The following is a 23,246-nucleotide window of genomic DNA, read 5'->3' as shown; positions in this document are numbered from 1 at the left end:
AACTACGCCACCGGGTTCGAAGTAACATCATCTCTTATGCTCTGTATGGCCGTTCAAACGCGGTTATTTGACCCACAACTATGTCAGGGGACCCCGTTTTCGAAGTATCATTCCGCTCGACTAGCACACCCCGTGTTCGAAGTATCATTGACTCCTCCACCCCACCCCGTCATCGAAGTATCTTTCTGCCCGACCACACCCCGTCTTCGAAGTATCCTTGCGCCTCACGCTACGCCGTCCCCTGGCACCACCATAGTCCAGAAGTCCTGCAACACCAGCCTTATTACTGTCCGCTTGGTGCTGGAATTTGAATGTCGATCTCGAGAGAGACATGCCTGGAAGCCCTACAGGAGGCCGCTGACGAGCTCGGCCACGCCCCGACCGTCGACGAGTACAAAGCCCTCGACCGCTCGCCATCCTACAACACCATCATCGCACGGTACGGCACCTGGCTGAACGCTCTCGACTACCTCGACGCCGACCGCGCCCCCCGCATCCGATTCACTGAAACGGACTGCATCGAGGCGCTTCAGGCCGCCGCTGAAGAAATTGGCCCGGACCCGACGATGCAGGAGTACGACCAGGCCGACCGCAACCCCACCGCTGAAACAATAGCCAAGCGATTCGACGGCTGGAGCGACGCGAAAGCCGCAGCCGGCGTCACCGACGACGCGACCCCCACTCCCTCTCAGTAGGGGTACTCCACGACGATAGTCCCCGCATCGTCGAACACGTAGACCGTGTCTCCGCTGTTGTTCCAGATCGGCGACCCACTGCCCCAGTAGAGGTCTGTCGACGTATCCGTCCCACTGCCCGTGTGGAGCGTGACCGTTTCGCCGGCACCGAGCGTGAAGCCGTCTGGGAACTCATACCGCTGGTCGGCCTCGTCCTCGACCGCGTACCCCGTGAGGTCGATACTGGCGTTCTCGGGGTTCTCGAACACCACGTACTCGTCATTCAGATTGTCGTACTCGTCGCCAGCGGCGTCCTCGTGAACCGTCTGCACTGCGATGCTTCCCTCACCACTGTACGGGTCGTACAGCGGGAACGACCCGTCGAACTGCGTCGTCGTCGGGACCGTCTCGTCGCTGTTCACGTTGTTGCTCGAGTCCGTCACCGCGTCGGCGTTCACGCGGAGGTCACTCCCGAGCGCGTTCGCGACCTCGTTCAGATTCGCCACTGCGTCCGCGGACGCCTCGCTACTCCCCACCAGGATGATGCTCCCGCCGTTGTCCCGGAACGACGACAGCGCATCGAGCTCGCTGCTCGAGAACGCCTCAGGCGGCGAGGTTACAATGAGCGTCCGGCCCCGCGAGAGGTTGTCCGTGGTCAAGGTGTTCACCTGCTCGAAGCCCAGCCCGACACCCTCCAGATACCGCTGGTAGTACGCCGCGTCTTCGCTGGAGAGACCGTAGTCGGCGCTGAACTGTCCGTGGCCGCCGTCAATCAACACGTCGCCGGATGCTGCCCCGAGGTAGTCGATGAGGTTCGTCGTCAGCACGAAGTTCTCGTAGCCGGACGTGTCGACACCGTAGCCCTCGTCGGCCTCGTAGGCCTCGTCGACGAGCGGACTCCCCACCACGCCCACGCGGGCGTCTTCGTCGACGCCAACCAGCGGAATCTCCGACAAATAGGAGACACTCCCGCCCGACTGGGCGGCGGTCGACTCCGCCGTGACGGGCACCCGGGAGCGGTCGATAGCACCACTGCTCGTCCGCACGCTGGTGGTCGTCGGTAGGAACACCTCCTCGACAGTGCGGTTCCGGATCTCCGTGGAGTTCGCGGGGTCGCTCTCTCCCCAGAGGCCGGCGCCGTTCGTGCGGGCGGCGTTCTCGGCATCCCAGAAGGACTCGTGCTTGCTGAACCCCGAACTGTAGATGCGGGCGTAGCCGTTCTCGATGGTGCGGCGGTTGTAGAACGCGTCCCGGCTGCCATCGTCGGTGTCGTCGTAGTAGATGTACGCCAGCAGGCGGCCGAACTCGTCGAAGATGCCGGGTTCCTCGTCATCGAAGGCGATACGGACGGTTTCGTCGGTGAGCTCGCCTTTCGCGTAGTCGGTGGCATTGGTGCCCCAGGTGGCGAGGTAGTCCAGGGACTCGAGGCCTTCCCACTCCTGGGTGGTCTCGTACTGCTGGTTCGCCGCCTTCTCGGGGGTGTCGATGCCGAGGACGCGGATGGGTTCGCGGCGGCCGCTGTCGAAGAGGACGTCGACAGTGTCGCCGTCCGCGATGTCGACGACGTCGACGATGTGGTCGGTGCCGGGGTCGATCTCCAGGCCTTCGCGGTCGGCGAAATAGTCGAACGTGGTGTCGAACTGGGTGGTCGTTGGCTTGTAGAACGCGCCGCCGTTGGTGTCGTTGTCGACGACCTGGTCGTCGTTGAACCGGAACGTGAGGCCGAGCGCGTCGGCGATGGCGTTCAGGTTCGCGGTTTCGTCCTGGTTCTGGTAGTCGGCGCGGTCGTGGATGAACACGGCGCCGCCGTCCGCCACGAACGACGAGAGGGCGTCCAGTTCGCTGCTACTGAACGCGGTCGCCGGCCCCGTGAGCCATACCGCATCCGCCCCGGAGAGGTCGTCCGTGAGCGTGCTGGTGGCTGTGACGGTGTAGTTCTGCTGGGTTTCGGCGTACCGCTTCATGTTCCCGAAGTCAGTGAGGGTGTGGTACTGGTCGTGGCCTTTGTCGAAGAGGACGGTTCCAGACCCGCCGAGGTGGGCGTCCCAGACGTTCAGAAGGAACTCCTCGTTGCCACTCTGGAAGTTCGCCTGGTCGGAGACGAGGGTGGCGCCGAAGCCGACGACGGCGCCGTCGACAGCGACGAGCGGGATGGGGGTGTCGCTGTCGTAGAAGGTGGCATCACCGTTGTCGTCGGCGTCCTCATTGTAGGCGGTGGATTCGGCGGTGACGGCGATAGTGGAGTCGTCGGTGAGGTAGTTCTGGTTGGCGTCCAGTAGCGAGCTCGTTGAGTCGAACTCCAGGGCGTCGACGGTGGTGGCCGCGCCCGTCGCTTCGGAGAGTGCGGGGGTGCCGACGGCGGCGGTGAGCGTGCCTGTACTGAGCGTCTTGAGGAACGTTCTGCGACGCATACTCTAGTTAATTTCGACCCGCCGTATAAATCATATCACTACTTGAAGCTGTGCATATATTTGGAGAGTTACACGCAACTGGGGTAGAACCCGAGAAGGGGTTGCTACCGCGGAGTCGTGAGCTCAAGTTGCTGCGTGGACTCGACGCCGGAGATGACGTCTTCTTGCGTGTACCCGAACGGCCCCAGAACCCCCGCTGCCGCCCGTGCAACCAACTCCACGTAGAACTCCGTGTCGTAATCCTGCGGGTCCTCCGAGCGCAACTCCACCCGGTCACGGGACGCTTTCTCGTCGTCGACGACTACGTACTCCACATCCTCCCCGGGGGCGATACCGCCGACGCTGTCCTCCGCCCGCCGGAGCGCGGCCACGTTCCGCGTCTCATGCCCATACTCCGCGGGCGTCTTCGTCACGCGATTGCGAATCGCGAGCTCGCCAGGCTCAACGCGACCGGCCCGGAGGCCGCCGATAGCATCCAGCACCCGGGCGAGGACCGCGTCCGTCTCCCTGGTCTCGTCGTAGACCTCGATGAGCTCACGCTGGAGGTCCGCAATCCAGGGCGGAGTGCTGCGCTGCCGGCACTCGAGGCCTCGATACTTGTACTCGCCAGACTGCTGGCGGCCGAAATACTTGGTGAGCGCGCCGTCTCGGCCGTCAGCGGTCGGACAGAACGCCACCCAGTCGTAGACACCCTCGTGTTCCAGCTCGATGCCGGTCGCCTCCGAGACCTCGCGAGCGACCGCTTCGACCGGCTCCTGCTCAACGTCCTCCCGGGGCTGCACCCAGATCGAGTCGATGATGCCGTGAACAACGCGGTAGCCGGCCTCCTCGAAGGCGGCTTTCGCGTCCAAGAGAATCTCGCGAGCGTAGGCGTTGATGGCTTCGTGGGCCTCGATACGGCCGAACTTCGCATTGGAGAACCCCTGGTAGCCGAAGCAGGAGACGAGTATCCACTTTAGGGCCGCCGACCGGGCTTCCAACTCCTCGACGCGGTCCGGGTCGTCCGTCGTCGCGAGCTCGTCCTTGATGTCAGCGCGGTCGTCGATGATCGGGCTGAGGACCTCCGGGAGGTAGCCGTCGTCCGGACAGATGCTGTATCCGAGCCCGGGGACGTCTTCGCGGTCGGGGTGGCAGTCACACCGGATGGTCTCCGGGCTGATGTTGTGCTCGCGAATGATGTTCGGGTAGAGACTCGAGAAGTCTAACTCGTGGACGGTCTTGTGGACGCCGACGTCGGGCTCGAAGGTGAACCCGCCGCGGTCGGCCGCATCCAACTGACTGGCTGTCTTGAACCGCTCGGTGCGCCACGACCGCCACGGCACAAGGACGTCCCGGTCGGCCGCGTACTGGATTTGGATGGCCGTCAGAATGTTCCCGATGCTCGCCCACGCCGCCTCCTGCAGTGGCTTCCCCGACCGCTCGACGAGGTCCAGAATCCCCGAGAGACCGGCTTCCTCGAGGAAAAACGAATTCGACTCGTCGACAATCACCCGCCCCGGAATGCTGTACCGGGCGGGCGAGTGCTCGACCTGCCCGTAACTCTCGTACGTCGACGCGCCAGCACGTTTCGTGTAGCCGGGCCGCCGCCCGAGCGCATAGACGTCTTCGTCGACGGGCGCGGTCGCGAACAGCCGTGGTATGAGGTCCGCGCTCGACACCTGCAGCACGTCCGGGTCGCGGTCCCGGATACGGGCGGACACGTCGGCGGCCACCACTTCGGGCACGCCCTCGAAGGTGAGCTCGCCGACCGAGACCTCGCGGAGCGGGTCGACGCCGGCAACCTGCGCACGCGGCGCGGCCACCCGGAGCACGTCCAATTCCCGGGCTGGCACGGCATCGCGACCGGTCTCTAAGCAGTATCGGAATTCCCGGCTGAAGTCGACGTTATAGCACTGGTAGCCGCCGGGCCTGCCGTACTGGGCGACCTGTTCGGCAATCTCCGTCAGGTGATGGAGGCGGTCGACGGCCACTCGGAGCATCGGCTCGTAGTCCTCCCGCCACCCCGGGCGGAACTCGCGTTCCTCGACGCCGGCGACCACCGGATGCTCTCCAAGATACTCGCGGAGGTCACTGAGGCTGTGCCGGTCGTCCGCCCGGACGTACAGTCGGGGCCGGTATTGGCGGTCGGCCGACGCAGTCGCCCCATCGTCGGTGAGTTCCCAGTAGCGGACGCCGCCGGTGTCCAAGAACTCAGTTGTCAGCACCATTGGTGTCCTCCGTGAGACTCGCGACAGTCGGCCGCTCGCGCGCTCCATCGTCCGTCGACGCAGTGGGTGGGTCTGGATGCTCGACTGCCTCCAGGAGGCGGTCTAGCTGACGCTGTTGGGCGAGACAGATCGAGAACAACATCACCACCGATGGGTCAGGGTGGGAGAGGTAGCCGGCCGCGTCGGCATAGTCTCGGGTGTAGCCCCAGAGGGCGTCGAAGCGTTCCTGGTCGCGATGCCGAAGCGCGCGTCGGTAGGGCTGCCAGTCGTCCTCTAAGTGTCGGAGGGTATCCCGATACGTCGGGTTGGTTCGCCCCATCTACGCCACCTCCCCCGGCGTGGGGACGTCGTCGTCGGCGCTGGCGTACAGCGGCCGCCGCGTCTCAAGGACCTGCCGCCAGTACGCAAGCGTCGTCTGCACCCAGCCGTCACCGACGTCGTAGACGAGTGTCTCGTGGTCGCTGCCTTCGAACCGGGGCCCACAACGCGTCTCCCGGTAGGTCAGGGTGTCGCTGGCGGCTTCCGCGACGATGCTCCCGAGGTCGTCGTCGCGGGCTCGCGAGACGATGACGGGGATGTTGTACCGGCGGGCGACTCGAGCAAGATGGGCGACCGTTCGCAGGAGGAACTGGCGCGCTCGCTCCCGGGAGAGGTCGCTCTCGCGGTAAATGGCGTCGACAGCGGGGGCGACGACCGCAACGGTGGTCGCGTCGATCCGGTCGACCGCCTCCCGAATCAGGGCGTGATGCTGGAAGGCGGTGAACCCGCGGGCGACGTGGATTCGGTCCAAGACGCGTGGGGCGGGCGCAAGGTCGTGGAGACTCGTCGTCTGGGCGTGCCGGCCGGTATCGACCCATGTCGCGGTACTCTCACCGCTCGCGCCCGAGAGCAGGACCTCGTTGATGCTGAGCGCGTGCAAGGGCGGCCGCACGTCGGTGTCCTCGGCCTCGAGGAGCGTGACTTCGGCGTCTAATTCGGGGAGGTCAGCTGGACTGACTCTCCCCCGGTCGTGGCGTGACTGTCGGCGTGGTGGTCGCATACCTACTCGAACGGCAGGTCTCTCCGTATACCTCGGCGTGTGGTGTCCAGACGTCCAGATTGCTGCAAAGGGGGTGTGGCTAAGGCCACCAATCCAAAATACTCTGCAGCGTTTTTCAGCTACAGTTGAAATCAACACAGGACTGGCTGAGATGCCACCTTGATATGAATATCTTGCTCAGACCTGTGGCTGGAAGTTGCCTACAAAATCCGTAAACTCGTCCGGATCAAGGCTCGCAGGAGCCAGAGAATCAAACTCTGATTTCGGGATCATCAATGTTTGAGTTCGGGCACCGCCCATTCCGGGCCCACCACCCTGAACCTGCCATGCTGACGCACGAATCACATCAGAGGCAGAAATAGTGTGCCAGTCCACGAAATCTCTATCAAATCCATGCATGTCTTCTTCTTCAACTACCTCTCTGACAACGTATACTGGGTCAAGACCTTCAGCAAGGCTAGTCCGTAGCATGACTATTAGACGGCTTACGTCCAGCCCGAACAGCTCGACCCCCTCGTCCTCGTATGCTGATTTCTCCTTAATCTCATAGGGAACTACTGTTTTATCCCGCACCAGTAGCCCGTCAACGTCGAAGTACGTCCCGGTGAAGCTATGCGTCCCCTTCAGATGCTCTGAGTAGAAGTGCTGTTTATAGAACATTTCCCGGATGTAGTTGTCCGAGATCCCAGTCAGCCCCTCAACCAGTAGCTCATAATAGTCATCATCGGCCCCATTGTCGTATCCACCAGTCCTCCACGTCGAAGTCTCTTCAGATATTTCGACTTCAACAGTACTCTCCGTGTCTGGAACGTACTTTCTCCATTCCCAAGCGAATTCATGCTGGATATCTCTCGCTTCCTCTCCACCCTCAAAATCACCAAATTCAGACTGTGAGGGATCCCTGATTCGGGGGAATATAACTGTTGTTCCTGCTTCCCGCATCAGGTTTCCCGCTTTAATCTCTTGGTCGGTCAGGGAATCACGCTCCGCGGCATCAAGGATGAACGGCTCTGTTGAAATCCTCAGAGAGTTACAGGTTCGCCCGGTAGTCTGACCGGATGGAAGCCCTCCCGAAGTCGCGGTTACTCCGGTTCGTTGAGCAAGCGATGCACGTGGCTCAGCGAGCTGTCACTCGTTACTCATCGAAATTCTCGAAACGGCGGTACACACTTCATCAACACATCGTCCTGCTCTGTCTCAAGGTTCGGAAGAATACGACGTACCGGACGCTTCTTGACGAACTTATCGAGATGCCTCGGATTCGGAGCGCCCTCGATCTTGAGGAAATCCCGTCTCCTTCGACGTTGTGTAAGGCGTTCAACCGTCTTGACATGGCTGTTTGGCGGGTTCTTCTCAATCTCTCAGTCACGCTTCTCCCGACCAACGGTGTCGTCGGGATCGATGCCTCTGGCTTTGACCGCAGTCACGCCTCGAAGCACTACACGAAACGAACGAAGCTAACGATTCAGCAGTTGAAAGTTACACTTCTCGTGGACACGAGAGTGAACGCAATTATCGACTTACACGTGACGACGACACGAAAACACGACTCACAGATCGCACCGTCGCTCATTAAGCGGAATACCGATGAAGTAGCGATTCTCCTCGGTGACAAGGGATACGACGACCAGAAGATTCGGGCGTTAGCCCGTGAAGATGGTGTTCGTCCGATCATCAAGCATCGAGAATTTTCGCCGCTCCACAAGGCGTGGAACTCCCGGTTGGATGCCGACCTCTATGGTCAACGTAGTCAGAATGAAACGGTAAACTCTCGCATTAAACGGAAATACGGCGCATTCGTCCGCTCACGACGCTGGTGGAAGCAGTTCCGTGAACTCGTCATCCGCTGTTTCACCCACAACATCGACAAGACACTCTGAACGTTAGATATAGTAGATACACATCGCTCCAGCGATGATCCTCGCCGGGACTGTTATTTCCGTGGAGGTTGAGTAACCACCTATGAGCAAAACTACATTCACCGATGCACCACGCAGTCAACAAGGGATTTTCATCGCTGGTCTGATAGTGCTTGCCGCCGCAGTCGCGGGGGCGCTCTATTTCGTTCTTCAGTTAGAAATGCCAACTGTCTTCGCTATAGTTGTCGGCCTCCTCTTCGCGGCCCTCGCTATTGGTCGATTCTATCTCGTTGCAAAGCATCAATTATTCAGGGAATAGAAGCAATCATTTTTCGTGTAGTTGTTAGATTCGCACGTCTACTAACAGGTATTCAGTGGAAAAGTTGTCGAAACAATAGGATTTCAACAGGGCCGGATGAACGTATAGATATTCTCCCAAGGCTGAAATTCTCCGTTCTTTGCTTTGGGCTGGAACAACATTACGTCCGAAACGGTGCCAACCGATTCTTCCTCCAGCTCCTCGAGGAATTTCGCTTCGGCGATCATCCCTACTGCCTTCTGCTGTGCCCAGTAGTCGTGAAGATACTCTATGAATTCCGTTCTTTCTTCCATATTTGAGGAGAAGAAACCTCGAACTAAAGCACAGATTACGATTTGGATACAACGCTGGGTGCGATATTTGGACAAAAGTAGACGGCTGAACTAACCGGTAGGTGACCCGTGTTTCAAGAGGATTGGTAGAACTGGCAGGCAGCGTTTATCGGACACTGATGGCATGCCGGTGATTCAGGGGAGCAAACGATTGCCCCTAAGTCAAGCATGGATAGATTAAATGCACGTGCCAGCCCGGGCTCGTCGGGAACGAGACTCGAAACTAGCTCGTACACATTCTCACTCTTGTGAGGTTGGACGGGCATATCGTAGCCGAACACTCGAGCGAGTATCCGGGCGAAATTAGCGTCTACGAGCGGTTGTACGTCATCAAAGGCGAACATCAGCGTCGCCCTCGCTGAGTAATCGCCAACCCGCCACGGATGTTTGAGTTTCTCCAGACTACACGGTGGCTTGCCTCTTGAAGTTTCCAAACAAAGACTAGCGGCCTCTTGGAGACTACGTGTTCGGTGATTTACGAATCCCAGTGATCGGATTACATTCCGTAACTCTTCCTCAGATTGGTCTTCGACTGCAGCTGCCGATGGAAACCGAGTGAAGAACTCATCAAAAATACTCTCGACAGCACTTGCTCTCGTCCGTTGCAATAGAATTTCTGTCGCGTACACGGTCCACGGGTCCTGCGTGTATCTCCAAGGGAATTCGCGGCCGCTAGATTCGAGCCAATTCAGTAATTCTGGGCAGGAATCGACAAATCCAGCAATCCGCATTTCAGCGTCTTGTACTCCGTTTTGCTGGAGAGTCTCAGTCGCCGAATCTATATCCACCAGAGTGCGATATTCTCCGATTTCAACTCCGGTCCGTCCAAAGGGTAAATTGACGGATCCACTCATCCCTACCGCTCCAAGTTCTCAATGAGATCCTGACCAGAACCCGTGGTTGTCCACAGTCGCCCTTTTCTCCGATCTGGGGTGATACATTCCGCTAACCCGTGTTCGTCAAGATCAGATAGGGTATTGCTCACGTGACTGAGGTAGTATCCAGTCTCCTCGGCTATTTCTTTGGGGGGACGCGGTTTTTCTTTGAGCGCGAGGAGTACGTTCTCGCGATAGTCACTTGCCTTTACCCACGCGTACTCCTCTACATCCATTAGACGGCGTAAGGTTTCGTGGAGTCCAGTATTTATCTTGGTTACAATATACACACTGAGTAGACACGCGTAGAAAGCGAAGGTTCAAACGAGAGGCCTCACCAAATACCAGTATCCAATGTCGAAACCGACGCTAACTGCAATAGACCTCTTCTGTGGTGCAGGTGGTATGTCGCAGGGGCTCGAGGATGCGGGGTTCGATATTCTGTGGGGAATCGATCACGAGAAAAATACGAAACCAACGTTTGAAGCAAACCATGGCTGCGAAATGACGGTGGGAGACATTACGGAGACTGAGCCACCAGATCTGGGTCTTGAGAGCGGTGAACTTGATTTGGTTGCTGGTGGGCCACCCTGTCCGACCTTCTCGCTGGTCGGGCGAAGCAAAATCAATTCTCTGGATGGACGTAGTAACACCAGCGATGAGCGTCATCTTCTCTACGAAGACTTTCTGCGATTCGTCGACCACTACCAGCCGAAGGCGTTCCTGATGGAGAACGTCGAAGGAATGCTGTCTGCTGAGAATGATGATGGCGAGCCGGTAGTTGAAATCATCAAGGATCAGATGCGCGACATCGGGTACAACGTCCGTGTACAGGTCCTTGATTCCGCAGACTATGGGGTCCCTCAGCACCGGAATCGGCTGTTCTTCATCGGGAATCGGCTTGATAAACAGAATCCGGATATGAGTCAGTGGGAGACCCATAGAGCGCCACGTAGCGAGGAAGAAAAGGAGATGAAATTCAAGCGGGACCCTTCCGAGCTCACTGACGAGAACCAAGAGACGCTGGGAGGGTTCGCAGAAGATGAAGACCACAACCGGTTCCCGATCTTCCAGAAAAACAAATCTACGAAAGAACCATGGAATACAGTGGCTGATGCAATTTTAGACCTTCCCCCTGTTTCACCGGACGGCTCGACACCCCCAACAAAAGCCGAGGAGTACAAAATCGGCCCTGTTTCGGAGTATCAGAACTGGGTTCGTGACGTTCCAGAAGATACGGACTGGGAAGAAATGCCGCTCTATAACCACGAATGTCGTGGACACAATATGCGGGATCTGACGCTCTACAAGCTTCTCGGAGAGGGAGTCTCCTTCATCATTGGTGACATCCCGGAGGAGCATCAGCCGTACCGGAGTGACATTTTTCCGGACAAGCTCAAGAAGCAGAATCCAAAGGAGCCTGCAACCACGATCGTCGCACACCTGTACAAGGACGGCCATATGTTCATTCACCCCCGAGAGGCTCGATCGATTACAGTACGGGAAGCAGCTCGTCTCCAGTCGTTCCGCGACTCATTTGAATTCCCAGTTGCACGGACTCACGCATTCAAGCAGGTCGGAAATGCTGTCCCTCCCCTGCTGGCACAGGCAATTGGGACCGCAATTCGAAACGAGATCTTCAACGCACCAGAAGCGGAACTGCAGGAAGCGAATTAAACCAGTATCTGAAAACTGGTTTTTGTTGAGGATGTCTTTTCGCGAGAGATACCGACGACGTCAGGCGCCAACAAAATCAGCTACGTCTTCTATGAATTGGTCCGCAGGGCGAAGAGCGTAGGATATCTCATCATCCTCGCTATAACGGTCCCACACGAACGAATCACGAGGTACATAGATCCGGCCGCCGTCGTTGCTGATGTCCACGAGTTTTTCACGAGAAACGTCTGCCATCATTAGTGAAACGAACCAGACTTCGTCGACCCCAATTTCGGCCTGTCTCGACAGGCTCTGTCTAAACCGTTCTCGGAGAGTTCGCTTACATGAGAAGCCGATTTTTCCTTGTGGACCCTTAGCGATATTGTCGATTTCAATATCTCCGAAGTGCTCAGGGGACCCTGTAGCGGGGATATCAAAGAGGTTGAGGATCTCTTGGAGCGCTGTCTCAAGCACATTTCCAGCGGTTGCTGCCCGGCTCTGGCCAGCTCGCCTTTCATATTCTTGCGCGATACCTGAGATAATTCTGGCAACGTACTCCGGGGAACGCTCAGGCCCATCGATCTCGTCCATTAATTCGCATACGTATTCGATGAGTGGCTCTCGCTGCGCGCCGAGCTGATGAGCTTCGCCCTCAAAATCAACATTATAGAGGGCATCGAACGCCCGGTCTTTACGCACCTCGCCACGGTCATCTGAGAGAGTCTCATGGACTATCTCCTTGATATCCTCTTCACCAAATCGGCTAGTCTCATCCAAGATATCGCTGGTTCTGACAACCGCCTTCGCTCCAAGAATAAATTCTTCTACGTCGTCGATAGTATCTATCCTCCGCTGGACTCGTTCAACCAAGTCTTCTGTCTGCCGGTATCTTTTGGAGATATCACCAGCGTACGTTCGGTTTACCGACCCCAGAATCTGTTCTTCGATGGTTTGTCTGCAGTCAGCCGGGTTGGTGTCACCTCGTGCTATGTCCGTTTGAAGATCATCTGCAAGTTCCCTGAGGGCCTGACTCTCTTTCGTGGCAAAACTGCCAAACCGGGAGGCGACAAGGTCTCGGGAGAACCAATATACTTTGTAGTTCGCAGGGTCGCCAGCAAGTTCTGGCATAAAAACGAGATTCTGAGATTAGCAAATCAACGCCGAGTACATTCTATAAACAGAGTAGGCACAGAATGGATACAATCAAGCGGAGAATCCAGCAGACGGCTCAAGCAGGAATATGTGAACCACTACAAGATGTCCGGCCAACCGGTTTGAATACTTCATCACGGAGTCTCACGCTCACAGAATCCGATTCCGAGATATGCACACAAGAGGCGGGCACTCGTGTGAACGCGAAACCTTCGGTAAACGGCCCGGAACCGTCGTTCGTTGATGAAGGTAGATAGCAATCGACGATTGGTTCACACAAATCCTCCTCTGCCGGCTCACTACAGTCACAGAACGCCAATTCCAACATCGCGTTTGGACAACCCGAGTCAACCCTCACTGACTGGCGTCGGTATCCGGGAGTGCGTAGCGGCGGTCCCGAGAGGACCCGCGGATGGCGATGAGTTCGTAGTGCTCGAGTTTGTTCAAGTGCCGTCGGACCTGCCGGTTCCCGACCGGGTCGTCAGCCGCCTCCTCATAGGCGTCGTAGAGCGCGCTCGGCGGCATCGGTTCCCCATGCTCGTCGACGTACGCTTCGACGATCTCGTAGAGGGTACGTTGGGTCGGCTTCAACGATTCGACGGTCTCGTCCCGCACGGTTTGCCGCCCCTCGGGGATTGCGGCGTCGACGTCAGCGCGAGTGAGTTGGTTACGGTCGTCGCGGTCGGCGGTCTTGGCGGCTTCCCGGAGCATCGTGATGGCGACGCGAGCGTCGCCAGCGGCCGCGTCAGCAATCTCTTGAAGCAGACTGGTGGAGACGGCCTCCGGATGGCCGAACGCCGCGTCAGCGCGTGCCTCAAGAATCGCGGTGAGTTCGTCGACGCCGTAGGGCTCGAACCGCACCGTCTGGGTTCCCTGCAGGCGTGACCGAAGCCGCGAATCAAGACCGGCGAAGAGGTCCTGCTCGCGGTTTGCGATGAGAACGAGCGTGAACTGGGGCATCCGCCGGAGGTCGTAGATGATGGACTTGTCCTCGAGTTGGTCGGCCTCGTCCAACACGATGACGCAGTCGTCGTCGAACTCCCGTAGCCGCTCCAAGAGGACGTCTTGTGGTGTGGACTGGCGGTGGACGTCGACGGTGCGGCCGAGTTCGTCGAGGATACGGAATAGCGTCCGGTACGGAGAGTGGTTCTGCCAGCAATTCACGACTGCGGTCTGGAGGCCGAGCGCGGCCTCTTCCAAGCGTTCGAGGGTGAATCGGGCGAGGGTGGTTTTGCCGACGCCGGTCGGCCCGGTCAGGATAATCGGGTCGGCGCGGTCGCCATCGGTGAGGGGTTCGAGGGCTTCCGTGAGGGCGGTCTGTTCGGTGTCGCGATGCTGCAACTCGGTGGGGACGAACTCCGACCGGAGGACGCGCGCGTTCTGCAGCATCGGTTGGTTCGCTAAACCGATTTCTACCGAGGCAACTTAACTGGACGTGTGGAATGTCCAGACGTCCAGATGTCCAGATTACCGCACCCCAGAATGACACCTGACAGATAATCGCGCTCACTGTATATGCCCGTTTGAGCCGACCTAACTCGTCTACAGGGGGTTTTACTTACTCGGGGAGTAGGAGCGAGTTGATGGAGACGTATTCGTTGTCTGAATCTCAGCGGGAGCGAGCGAAAACACTGTACGAACAGGTGGATGCTGGCGAAATCACGAGTCCAACTGAGTTCGTCGACGAGTGGCAGCCCCGCCACAAAGTGACGGACTACGACCCTGAGCTCGTGCCATACCCGGAAGCGACCGAATTTATCGACCCGTCGAAGATTGCTGGGACAACCAAGACCAACCTGTCACGGTTCAGTTCGGGAAGAATCAAGACCCACCTGGCACGGTTCTACCACGGCGAGTTCGAACGACAACGCAGGTGCCCGCCCCGCCTCCAGAAAATCGAGGGTCAGTTTTATGTGACTTCTGATGGGGTTCATCGCTCTCTGACCGCGAAGGCGCTCGGTATCTCTGAACTCTACGTCGAATATTCTATTCCGCCTAAGGAAGTCTTGGTCTCTCCAGAGGAAATATAGCCTCGGGGCGGTCTACTCTTCGACGACGGTCAGTCCGAGCTTGTCTTCTGTGTCTGATTCAACCCATCAAGGGTCCGTCTGTAACGTGGATCACAGATTCGGCGTTTAGATTCCTACAAACCAACAACTCAACGACACTTATCGGCGAAGTCGAGCTAATCAGCACTTCAGAAAGGCGCACACCCTCGGAGGAGTGGTTTGATGTATATTTTTACAACGTTGCAGGAAGAGAATCGCCCGATCAGTAGAGTTGCGAATCTACCAAAACACGCGACGCCCAATGAAGATAGTCAGTAGCAATAGAACTCCAGATATACCCATAGTGGTGGCGGAAGAAACATCACCGAGAATCAGATGTGAGGTTCTGAAATATATCGCGAATATAAATACCAGAGCGAAGATGCTGGTTGCTCCTCCAAGCACCTTGGGGAGAACTCCCGCTATATCTACACTCTCCAGCACCTCAAATAAGAGCCTCATTGATTCAGTAACTCGGAAAGAATATATTAAAACTTGCGGCGATCCAGATCTGGTTACACCCAGTTTATTTCAATTGAATCGTAGCTAATTCTCCCTGTGTACTGGATGATTTGATCGCTGGTAGAGATATCAGCTGAGGAGATAGCGGTACCCACTGCGGCCGCGGAAGCATTCGCACGGATACCGAACTCATAATCATTGCTCGTTTCAAGATCAACGGTTACTGTCTCAGAAAAGTCCGAGCTATCTGTCCACAAGTCAGCAAGACTAGTGTTGATCTTTTTGTATTCAATTTCTCGTTCCGCAAGGACGTTAGATCCATCACGAACGAAGGCAGCTAGCCGAACTTGGGCAGATCCACCAATCGAGTCCGCTGCTGCTGACCAAAATCCATCAAAAGTAATTTCGGCCGTAGAGGTGTAGTCTCCGAGGTTTGGGTTCGGGTTAAGGATTTCATCTGCGTGCCAGACTTCTGCGTAAGCCGAGAAGTCACCAAGGGCGCCAGCACCAGCGCCAGCTTCCGCGCGATTTTCATCCAGGATGTATTCCTTCGCTGTATTTCCGGCCCCTCCTCTACCAGTGTATTCAGTGTCACCGCCCGTCGCCGTAGTCAGCTTTTCATAATCGCCTTCTGTGATACCCATGTCAGTTCCCCTCCTGATTCCGCTTCTCTGCACGCTTTTTCCTCCTCTTTTCTAGCTTTTCTTGGTTTTCTTCTATTCTTTTGTTCATTTTGTTCTTATCATCAGAGTCTATTTTCAGTCGATATTCTGATCCGTCAAATTCGGTGAAGATATTCCCGTTTCCGCGGACGGAAACTTTCTTAGTAATCTCGTAACCGTCCTCAAATTCTATGTCCTGCTCAGCTTCGGATTTCCCCCGGGGTTCCGGGAACTTGTCCGTCCCGCTACGGCGGTATTCGATAACCTCCCAAGACCCATGTTCCTGGGTCAGTCGCTCCCAGTGGTCGTTTGCTTCCTCCCGATCGTCTGTCCGCTCGGAATCAGCGGAAACTCCATGAGCAAACAGAGAACCACCGATAGCGGCTGATGCTAGTTTAAGTACGGCCCTGCGTTTTGGGTTTGGTTTGTCATTTCCCATCTCAAACTTCAGTACAAAGGAACCTAATAAGAATTTTTTTACTGCTTTTCTACCAATAGATATATAATACTGTGTACCGAAAGTAAGACGATGATAAAATCAGTAGGGGAAATTGTCATTATTTGGCTTGTAGTGATGGCAGTTGCTTCAGTGATAATGCAGCCGGACATAATATTGCAATTAATCACTGCAATCCTAGCCGTGCCTCTCTCAATTTACATTTCAAAGAGGTACATTTGAAGGATGAAAAGTGAGACTCACGTCGCTAAACTGACGGGCTGTACTTAGCCTTCAGGAGTTCGTCTTCACTCACTACTCTCTTCGGCTTGATCATCCGCAATCGGCTCGAGCGATTCTTCCATGCGTTCGAATTTGGCTTCACGAAGTTCCTCCTCTGACGGTTCGGTCTGCACGAGTGATGCTCCCTCTGGCAAATCAACATCCTCACCCTCCAGGGGGTCCGTATCCGCGACCATCTTGCGGACCTCCATATCTCGGTTGAGTTTCCCAATCAACTGCTCGAACGACGTATCACGCTCGTGACGAAGTCGACGGATTTTTCGAACCTTCCGCTCGAACTCCGTCTTTTCTGCCCAATCATAGATTCGCCGTCCGAGCAGTGTGAGCTTATACCGCTTTTCGGTTCCATGCTCAGTCGGCCTGTGACTCACCGTAAAAATATCGCGCTCAACACCCTCGAATAACCGTGAGGACACTGTCGAAGAACTCACCGCAACCGCGTCGACGAGCGCGTTAAACGTCGCTGTTCCCGTCCCAATCTCCGTGACGAGTTCCGGTGCGCCCTTCTGCCGGAGAAACCCCTCCAGGTCGTCTAATCCCATCGTATCCACGCATTCGCCACCAACCACTATAAAGAGGGTGTCATAGAACGGTTAGCATGGTGTAGAGAGTAGCGAGAAGACTGATACCCTCGGTTCGCAGGACCTAAGAAAAACCGTGCTATCTGATACCGTTTACTCAGCTACTACCGAAAGGAGAGTTCTATGGCCCCCTCTGCGGAGCTATAGAACTGTTTCAAACCCTGATGGTAGTGCTTCCCGGGGGATCCCTGCGCTCGTAGTTTGTAATTGCGACGACCAGCCGGAGACATAGCGCGAGGAAGACTTGCGCTCGCGCGTGGACACGGCCTCTGGCGCGCAGCATCCCGAGTCCGCAGTCCTTGCAGGCTCCGAGCGTTCGTTCGGCCTGTGACCGGCGATTGTATGTCTCATCTAAAATTGATTGCTTGAGTTGGACACTCTCGCTGTGAGTCTCGATGCGGTCTTCGACCCTGTACTCGATGTCGAGCGGGTCATCGGTATTGCGCGGGTTGTACGGGGCGACCGGCACCACCCCTGTACTCAGCAAATGGTCGTGCCAGTCGAGGATATCGTAGGCGCTGTCGCCGAGCATCCACATCGGCTGCTTGACGGCGAGCGCGTCACGGGTAACACGCATCGCCGTCTCTTGGGACGCCTGCTTGCTTTGGGTGAACTCCGCCGCAATCGGAATCTTTGCGCCGGTCGAGACTACCGTGCAGCCGTAGCCGTAGTAGTACTCCTCGGCAGTCGGGTCGTAGTTCCTTGAGGCGTCGGAATCGGTAGGCATAGCCCGGATATCAGTCGAATCGATGCAAAACGTAGAGTCGAGTAGGCCCCGGCGGGCGGCCTGCCTGACGAGGCGCTCGAAAACTTCCTCAATGACGTGTTCGAGGTCGGTGAGAAAGCGGTCAACCGCGTCTCGTGAGGGTGGTCGATTGAAGCCACATCCGAGCCAGACGTGGTCGTTGTTGAGTTCGCGTGTAACCGGGCGGATACCATAGATGTCCTTGTAGTAGCAGTGCAGAAAACCTCGAAATAGCTCCGGCGGGTGGTGTTCCCGTGTTCGTCCTTCGGGAGTGGGGGCGAACACATCGAATTCAGTCAGGAACTCGAATTGAAGATGCTCAAACAGTGCGAGCGTCTCTGTCTCTACAACATCGAAAAACGCCTCAATGGAGGGGTTCCCTCGTAGAATAGTCGAACTCATTCACCTCAGCACTCACTTACTGGACTTTGGCTTTGGAAGCTTGGTTGAGCAAGTGGACGGCAATCCCACCAAGAACGACGTTGAAACCGATGAGAACGGCGACAGCAGGAATAACTGTATTCCAGAGGCCTGAGAAGGCCGTTATGTCAAATACCGCCATCACATTCTGACCGAGCATGAACGCTCGGACACCGTCAACACCGTAGGTGATGGGATTAACCACTGCGACTGACTGAATCCATCCTGGAAGAACCGCAAGCGGGACAAACGCGCTGGAAATGAACAACAGCGGGAACGTCAGAAGATTGGCGATCATGGTCGTCGCCTCTTGATCATGCGTTACGAGCGCGACGATATTCGAGAACGCCATGAACGCGCCACCGAATATCACCGCAATCGCTATGACACCAATGAAACCCAGTAGCCCCGTCCGGAGATAGCTCCCGACCGATGCACCTGACTGGAAGTACAGCATCATGTAGCCAAGCAAGAGGATGATTGTGGTCTGGACGGCAATTCGGACAACTTCCGACAAGACTTTGCCGAGGAACATTGCGCCCCGGTCCATCGGTGAGGTGAGGAGTTTCTCGAACATTCCCGTGTCCATGTCGTCAACTAACCCGATACCGGAGACCGCAGCCGCAGCGAGCGCGGACTGTTGTCCAAGTAGTCTGGGGAGGGGTCGGTGGGATCTCCGGAAGATGCTGGGACTCGGTACGTCTTGTCCAGTGCGTTGTACTCGTAGCCGTTGTCTGCGAGGTGCTCGCGGAATTTCTGGACGCTTTGGGTCTCCTCCATTTTCTGGAGGGCCTTTTCATACGTCTCGTCATTGCCGCGGGGGGTGTCACTCTGGGCTCCGCTTAATCCCGGGACGAGTGACGCTCCTGCGGCGATTCCACACGACCTGAGGACCGCACGCCTCGACAGTGGTTTTCTGTCTGATATCTGCAATTACGAATTCTATATGGGAAGATAATAAATCTAGGCAATAACTAGTTTTATGATATAACATAATATCTTAATAACAAATTTGAAAGCGGCCGCTGCTCAATAGCGAATATGGCAGAAAACCTCCGACACCAACTCACCGGGCTATCGATTCACCAATCTGGCCGTTTAGCCAGTCTCTTCGGACTCGGCGGACTCCTCTGGTTCTCACCATCAGTCCTCGAGTTTATAGAAATCGCGTTCGCATTCCGACTGAATGAATCCATGTTCAAGCCTTTCGGCGGTGTTATTCTCTTCATCTCGTTCGTATACCTATTTTCGATAGGGATGGCCCGTACGATTGGCGAATAACCTCCGGGACTCAACCACCGTCGTCCCTGTTCTTGAGGGAGTAGGAACCCAGAGTAGAGGACCACCAGCCATTCGAGAGCTCAGTGAACCTGTGTGACCTCCGCACGCTCGACCTTGCCGGCAGCATCCCGGCACCACTGGGCGGCCCGTGAATCATGGCGCTGGTCCGCCTCCCGAGCGCGCTCGTAGCAGTGCTCGACGAGCTCCTGCTTGGTTTCTTCGCCGGCGTTTGCGACGACGAGGTCGCCGTCGTCGTGGAACGTCGTATTCTCGAGTCCGTAGTCCAGGTAGTCCTCGATCACCTCGGACTCCATCGCGTTCAAGTCGATTCGGAGCTCGGTCGCCATAGGTGGCGCGGCGACGTCCTCGTCGGCCGGGTGGACATCATCCTTCGTGACGAGAACCCACTCGCCCTCGTCGGGGTTCGGCCGCCGCTCCAGCGTGTCCTCCTCGCCCTTCACTCGTCGTTGGAAGCACACCATCTCCCAGTCCTCTACGGCCTGCTCGTACTCCTCGGCGGCGTCCTCTCGGGTGGTCCAGTCGGTCTGGCACCACCCACGCTTCGTACAGCCGAACAGCCGGTACTCGTACTCGGCATCGTTGTCTTGGTCAGACGTCTGTGCAGCCGTCTCGGTCGTGTTACGGGTAGTTTCCTGAGTCATGGCTTCTTACTCCGTGGAGTGGCCGGCGTCGTCCTCGAGTCGGCCGACCTGGTAGACGTCGAAGTAGACGACAGTCACCTCGTCGTCTAAGTGGATGCTCTCGCTCTCGTAGTGGCGTCCGAGCCGCCCCAGAAGGTCCATCGTCCCGGAATCTGGGTGGCATCGCCCGTCAGTGGCGGTCATGTCGAAGTACGCTTTCGAGAGATCGGTCGTCCAAACGTCCTCGACGACCGCGTAGGCGAACACGATGCCTTCGGGCGTGAGCAGCTTGATTCGGTCTCCCGTCTGGAGGTCACGGTCGAACCCGTAGCGGACGGTCGCGTCCTCGACGCCGTCGATGACGTACCCGACGTTTGGGTGGTCGAACCGGATGTAGTCGTCCGCCGCAGGTGCTTGGGTAGCTGGTTCAGCCATCCATCTCTTCTCCGGCGGTGCCACCGGGGGATTTCTCGCCGGCATTGACCTCCTCGGCGTGCCTCTTGGCGGCCGCCCTGACGGCCGTGGCTGCCGTGCTGTGCCGCTCCTCCTCCACATGCTCCGAGGCATCCCGGCCGGCGCTGTACGCGGCGCTGGCCGTACTCTCGTCGTCGTCCCGCCTCGTGTCTTGGCACCGGTCGCACTCGCCGGCGTCCTGGTTGTAGTCCTCGGGGTCCACGTCCCGCCCGCAGGTCGGACAAGTCTTCTCCGATGGGCCGCCCGCAGAGACCGTCACTGGACTTCCTCCTCAGAACCTGCAGTTCCGACTCGCCCGCCATCGGTCGCCGTGGTCGCGTTGTCCTGTGCGAACGGGCCGTCGACGTTCTTCACGTCGTAGGAGTCACCGACTCCGACGATGGGATCCAGGCCGACGCCGGTCGCCTCGTCCTCCGCCTTCTCGATGGCTTCCTCCTTTGTCTCGGCGGTCGGATGGTAGTGCTCCCACTCGGACTCTCCGGGGTCGTCGTCGTGGCCCCAGGCCTCGATGCAGATTTCCCACTCGGGGAGGGCTGCCCCCGGGATGACCGTCCACGTCTCGCGGTTCTGCATGTCCTCGAGCGCGTGCTCGCTGTGGAGGCGAGCGACGAGTTCCTGGCCCTCGTAGGCGTAGCCGAGTGGCTCACCCTCCGTCTCGCCGGAGGGTGTCTGTGACGGGGACTCCGATTCTTCATCGTGGTTCTGCTCTGCCATGTGCCTGTCTGCTGCGTTCCGCCTTTTCAAGCTCCCCAGGGGTGGGCGAAGGCATCGTCCGCGTCGGTCTCCCCCTGACCGTGTGTGGTCGACATCAGGCTCGCTCCTCGTTCCGCGCGAGGGTGTCGTTCAGTTCCGCTTCGGAGAGGTCCTCCAGGGAAACCGTCGGGTGGCTCGCGGTGACCGTTGGCGCAACGACGATACCGGGACCCGAGTCCGGGACGAGCGCGAGTAGGCCGGCATCATCCACGTAGACGGTGATGACGGGTCCTTCGCCGGCGAGCTCGTCGGCGGCCGTAGCGAGATAGGACGTGTTGATGAGTGTCTGGCTTGGACGCTGCGCTGGCGTCTGGACGGTCGGCTCGTAGTGAACACCCGATTCAGGGAAAGCCGCGGCGTCTTCGTCGCGGGCGGGCCTTCGGTGGTCCGTGAACACCACCGGGCCGGACTCCTCGATGTGCGTCCACACGGTCTGGTACTCGCTGTCTTCGGTGACGGTCTCGATGACGGCGGAGAGTCTGGTTGTCGTGATTTCTGCCGTCGTGGTGACGGCGCCGGGGGCGATGGCAGCCGCGAGGGCTACCGTGCTCTCGTCGCGAATGGTCTTGCCGAGAGTCGCCGTGATGCCGCCCTCACTGCCGATGGGGCGCTGTCGGTCGGTTTGTTCGGGGCCCATGTTCTCGTCTGCTGCGTGCCGCCTTTTGAATGCGGAGACGCCATCCCCGAGACCACAAGCAGCGAACTGACCGGAGTGGCGTCGTTGGCCCTGCGGTCTCTACTGTGAGCCCGGCGAAAGCGCCGCCTGGAACGCATCTTCCTGCGGTTCTGAGAACGAGTCGCGGAGAGCAGCCGCCGCTTGCTTCCCTTCCTTGTTGAGCTCGATCTGTTCGGTTTCGTCCACTGGGATGTGGAACTCCTCGACGTAGCCCACGGTGACGAGTATTCCCAGCGAGGTGTGGGGCTGTCGCTTCGGCGGCTGGACGTCGTCCTGCCGGATGGGTTCGTCGACGGTCACATCCTGGTCGACGGGGTACTGCGAGAGGTCCAGCGCCTCAAGTTGCCGTTGCATCGTCTCGTAGGTCGCCTCGTCCTGGTTGGCAAATAGCAGGACAAGGTCGGTGATTCGGTCGATTTCGGCGTGGTCTCGCAGGTGGATAGGATCGGGTGAGGGGGATTCGGTCTCCGGCTCCGTCTCGCGAGCGAGTTTGTCTGCCCACTCTGCGACGACCTCTGCATGGCAGGCAGGCGACTCGTCTTCCAGGTGCTGGCACCAGCAGCCGAGGACCTGGCCGTGGAGTTCGCGGACGGCATCGCGGAACTCCTCGTCGGATTCCAGCCGCTCCTCGAACGTCTCCCGGAACCGTTCGATGGATTCCTCGCGGCTGTACTCGTCGACCGTGAACGGGTTGCCAAGCCAGCCACGGTCGCCTATTGGAGTCTCCGTCATGTCTCGCTTCTCAGGCCCACGACCGGCGTACTCGTCGGTCACGTCTGCCTTCGTGTGGCCCACGCGGGTCTCCGTGGCTCCCGTCTGTTCCGTGTCGGTGGTTGGAGTCATCGTGGTCTGATACGGGATACTCCGGCTTCCCGTAAAAAGAGGCGTTGCGGGCCGGCTACCCACTGTCCTACCAGCCGTGCGAGCACTCGGCACTGGCGTGGTCCTACCTCTCGATGGGCTCGCCACACCCAGGGCAGTTCTGGATGTCCGCCTCGGGCGTGAACGTACACTCGACCGTCCGGGTTCCGCGTTCAAGCTCGTGGCCATCTCCCCGGGCACTGCCGCCGCAGTACGGGCAGTAGAGCGGCGCTCGGTCGCCGCCCTGTCCGTACCATGCGCCATCCATCTCGCAGAGGACTACCGGCTGTTCGTCGACGTACTGAACGGTATGCGGGCTGGTTTCGGGGTCACCTGGTTCAGGTGTGTCCGTCATCTCCCGTTACCTTACTCCGAGGAT

Annotated in this window: 25 protein-coding genes and 1 pseudogene; 5 read left to right on the top strand and 21 right to left on the bottom strand. The window is 57.9% G+C overall.

Annotation, left to right across the window (positions count from 1 at the left end; translation table 11 throughout):
• The first annotated feature begins 311 nt into the window (after positions 1–311).
• A complete protein-coding gene (locus LT971_RS16180) occupies positions 312–695 on the top strand; it encodes a homing endonuclease associated repeat-containing protein (protein WP_237007988.1) in 384 nt (127 codons plus the stop codon).
• Here the strand turns inward: LT971_RS16180 and LT971_RS16175 are convergent.
• The 5 genes from LT971_RS16175 to LT971_RS16155 all read right to left on the bottom strand — a co-directional run bounded on the left by LT971_RS16175 (position 689) and on the right by LT971_RS16155 (position 7,273).
• Complete coding sequence (locus LT971_RS16175) at positions 689–3,085, bottom strand: lamin tail domain-containing protein (protein WP_237007987.1); 2,397 nt, start codon at positions 3,083–3,085, stop codon at positions 689–691. The two genes, LT971_RS16180 and LT971_RS16175, sit on opposite strands and share 7 nt — an antisense overlap.
• Before the next feature lie 104 nt (positions 3,086–3,189).
• Positions 3,190–5,292 (bottom strand): type B DNA-directed DNA polymerase, encoded by a 2,103-nt coding sequence (locus LT971_RS16170; protein WP_237007986.1) that lies wholly within the window; start codon positions 5,290–5,292, stop codon positions 3,190–3,192.
• Positions 5,276–5,611 carry a DUF8156 family protein gene (locus LT971_RS16165; RefSeq protein WP_237007985.1) on the bottom strand — a complete coding sequence of 112 codons (336 nt, stop codon included), beginning with the start codon at positions 5,609–5,611 and terminating at the stop codon, positions 5,276–5,278. Before LT971_RS16165 ends, LT971_RS16170 begins: the two co-directional genes overlap by 17 nt.
• On the bottom strand, positions 5,612–6,331 hold the full coding sequence (locus LT971_RS16160) for a P-loop NTPase family protein (RefSeq protein WP_237007984.1): 720 nt from the start codon (positions 6,329–6,331) through the stop codon (positions 5,612–5,614).
• 177 nt (positions 6,332–6,508) lie between these two features.
• A complete protein-coding gene (locus tag LT971_RS16155) occupies positions 6,509–7,273 on the bottom strand; it encodes a hypothetical protein (RefSeq protein WP_237007983.1) in 765 nt (254 codons plus the stop codon).
• A 116-nt stretch (positions 7,274–7,389) separates the two neighbouring features.
• Here LT971_RS16155 and LT971_RS16150 point away from each other — a divergent pair, with 116 nt between their 5' ends.
• Together LT971_RS16150 and LT971_RS16145 are read left to right on the top strand one after the other, a co-directional pair.
• Positions 7,390–8,211 (top strand): IS5 family transposase, encoded by an 822-nt coding sequence (locus LT971_RS16150; RefSeq protein WP_237007982.1) that lies wholly within the window; start codon positions 7,390–7,392, stop codon positions 8,209–8,211.
• 82 nt (positions 8,212–8,293) lie between these two features.
• The gene (locus tag LT971_RS16145) at positions 8,294–8,509 is read left to right on the top strand and encodes a hypothetical protein (RefSeq protein ID WP_237007981.1); all 216 of its coding nucleotides are present in this window, start codon (positions 8,294–8,296) and stop codon (positions 8,507–8,509) included.
• An 83-nt stretch (positions 8,510–8,592) separates the two neighbouring features.
• Here LT971_RS16145 and LT971_RS16140 read toward each other — a convergent pair whose 3' ends face one another.
• Both LT971_RS16140 and LT971_RS16135 read right to left on the bottom strand, forming a co-directional pair.
• The gene (locus LT971_RS16140) at positions 8,593–8,802 is read right to left on the bottom strand and encodes a hypothetical protein (RefSeq protein WP_237007980.1); all 210 of its coding nucleotides are present in this window, start codon (positions 8,800–8,802) and stop codon (positions 8,593–8,595) included.
• 113 nt (positions 8,803–8,915) lie between these two features.
• The gene (locus LT971_RS16135; RefSeq protein WP_237008006.1) at positions 8,916–9,572 is read right to left on the bottom strand and encodes an HhH-GPD family protein; all 657 of its coding nucleotides are present in this window, start codon (positions 9,570–9,572) and stop codon (positions 8,916–8,918) included.
• Positions 9,573–10,070: 498 nt separating this feature from the next.
• On the opposite strand from LT971_RS16135, the gene LT971_RS16130 reads away from it, so the two are divergent.
• Positions 10,071–11,393, top strand: coding sequence for a DNA cytosine methyltransferase (locus LT971_RS16130; protein WP_237007979.1), 1,323 nt, complete (start codon positions 10,071–10,073; stop codon positions 11,391–11,393).
• Positions 11,394–11,453: 60 nt separating this feature from the next.
• Here LT971_RS16130 and LT971_RS16125 read toward each other — a convergent pair whose 3' ends face one another.
• Together LT971_RS16125 and LT971_RS16120 are read right to left on the bottom strand one after the other, a co-directional pair.
• Positions 11,454–12,500, bottom strand: a complete 1,047-nt coding sequence (locus LT971_RS16125) for a PDDEXK family nuclease (RefSeq protein WP_237007978.1) — start codon at positions 12,498–12,500, stop codon at positions 11,454–11,456.
• Positions 12,501–12,878: 378 nt separating this feature from the next.
• Positions 12,879–13,913, bottom strand: coding sequence for a Cdc6/Cdc18 family protein (locus tag LT971_RS16120; protein ID WP_237007977.1), 1,035 nt, complete (start codon positions 13,911–13,913; stop codon positions 12,879–12,881).
• A 194-nt stretch (positions 13,914–14,107) separates the two neighbouring features.
• On the opposite strand from LT971_RS16120, the gene LT971_RS16115 reads away from it, so the two are divergent.
• Positions 14,108–14,554, top strand: coding sequence for a hypothetical protein (locus LT971_RS16115; protein ID WP_237007976.1), 447 nt, complete (start codon positions 14,108–14,110; stop codon positions 14,552–14,554).
• Between the two features lie 533 nt (positions 14,555–15,087).
• Here LT971_RS16115 and LT971_RS16110 read toward each other — a convergent pair.
• The 12 genes and pseudogenes from LT971_RS16110 to LT971_RS16055 form a co-directional block, all read right to left on the bottom strand.
• Positions 15,088–15,678 (bottom strand): hypothetical protein, encoded by a 591-nt coding sequence (locus LT971_RS16110; protein WP_237007975.1) that lies wholly within the window; start codon positions 15,676–15,678, stop codon positions 15,088–15,090.
• A 1-nt stretch (position 15,679) separates the two neighbouring features.
• Positions 15,680–16,135 carry a hypothetical protein gene (locus LT971_RS16105; RefSeq protein WP_237007974.1) on the bottom strand — a complete coding sequence of 152 codons (456 nt, stop codon included), beginning with the start codon at positions 16,133–16,135 and terminating at the stop codon, positions 15,680–15,682.
• A 305-nt stretch (positions 16,136–16,440) separates the two neighbouring features.
• Complete coding sequence (locus LT971_RS16100; RefSeq protein ID WP_237007973.1) at positions 16,441–16,977, bottom strand: hypothetical protein; 537 nt, start codon at positions 16,975–16,977, stop codon at positions 16,441–16,443.
• A gap of 193 nt (positions 16,978–17,170) precedes the next feature.
• A complete protein-coding gene (locus LT971_RS16095; protein ID WP_237007972.1) occupies positions 17,171–18,163 on the bottom strand; it encodes a transposase in 993 nt (330 codons plus the stop codon).
• Between the two features lie 16 nt (positions 18,164–18,179).
• A pseudogene (locus tag LT971_RS16090) lies at positions 18,180–18,821 on the bottom strand (ABC transporter permease); the annotation flags it as partial.
• A 721-nt stretch (positions 18,822–19,542) separates the two neighbouring features.
• The gene (locus tag LT971_RS16085) at positions 19,543–20,124 is read right to left on the bottom strand and encodes a hypothetical protein (protein WP_237007970.1); all 582 of its coding nucleotides are present in this window, start codon (positions 20,122–20,124) and stop codon (positions 19,543–19,545) included.
• A gap of 6 nt (positions 20,125–20,130) precedes the next feature.
• Positions 20,131–20,538, bottom strand: a complete 408-nt coding sequence (locus tag LT971_RS16080) for a hypothetical protein (protein WP_237007969.1) — start codon at positions 20,536–20,538, stop codon at positions 20,131–20,133.
• Positions 20,531–20,836, bottom strand: coding sequence for a hypothetical protein (locus LT971_RS16075; protein WP_237007968.1), 306 nt, complete (start codon positions 20,834–20,836; stop codon positions 20,531–20,533). The genes LT971_RS16080 and LT971_RS16075 overlap by 8 nt, the downstream gene beginning before the upstream one ends.
• Complete coding sequence (locus LT971_RS16070) at positions 20,833–21,291, bottom strand: hypothetical protein (protein WP_237007967.1); 459 nt, start codon at positions 21,289–21,291, stop codon at positions 20,833–20,835. The genes LT971_RS16075 and LT971_RS16070 overlap by 4 nt, the downstream gene beginning before the upstream one ends.
• A 94-nt stretch (positions 21,292–21,385) precedes the next feature.
• Positions 21,386–21,967, bottom strand: coding sequence for a hypothetical protein (locus tag LT971_RS16065; protein ID WP_237007966.1), 582 nt, complete (start codon positions 21,965–21,967; stop codon positions 21,386–21,388).
• A gap of 99 nt (positions 21,968–22,066) precedes the next feature.
• A complete protein-coding gene (locus LT971_RS16060) occupies positions 22,067–22,780 on the bottom strand; it encodes a DUF4326 domain-containing protein (protein WP_237007965.1) in 714 nt (237 codons plus the stop codon).
• 172 nt (positions 22,781–22,952) lie between these two features.
• Complete coding sequence (locus LT971_RS16055) at positions 22,953–23,222, bottom strand: hypothetical protein (RefSeq protein WP_237007964.1); 270 nt, start codon at positions 23,220–23,222, stop codon at positions 22,953–22,955.
• Positions 23,223–23,246: the final 24 nt, after the last annotated feature.

This window comes from Halobacterium rubrum (assembly GCF_021729015.1).
Classification (GTDB): Archaea; Halobacteriota; Halobacteria; order Halobacteriales; family Halobacteriaceae; genus Halobacterium; species Halobacterium rubrum.
Note: the sequence above shows the minus strand (reverse complement) of the source record. Positions and strands in the feature narration are given on the sequence as shown.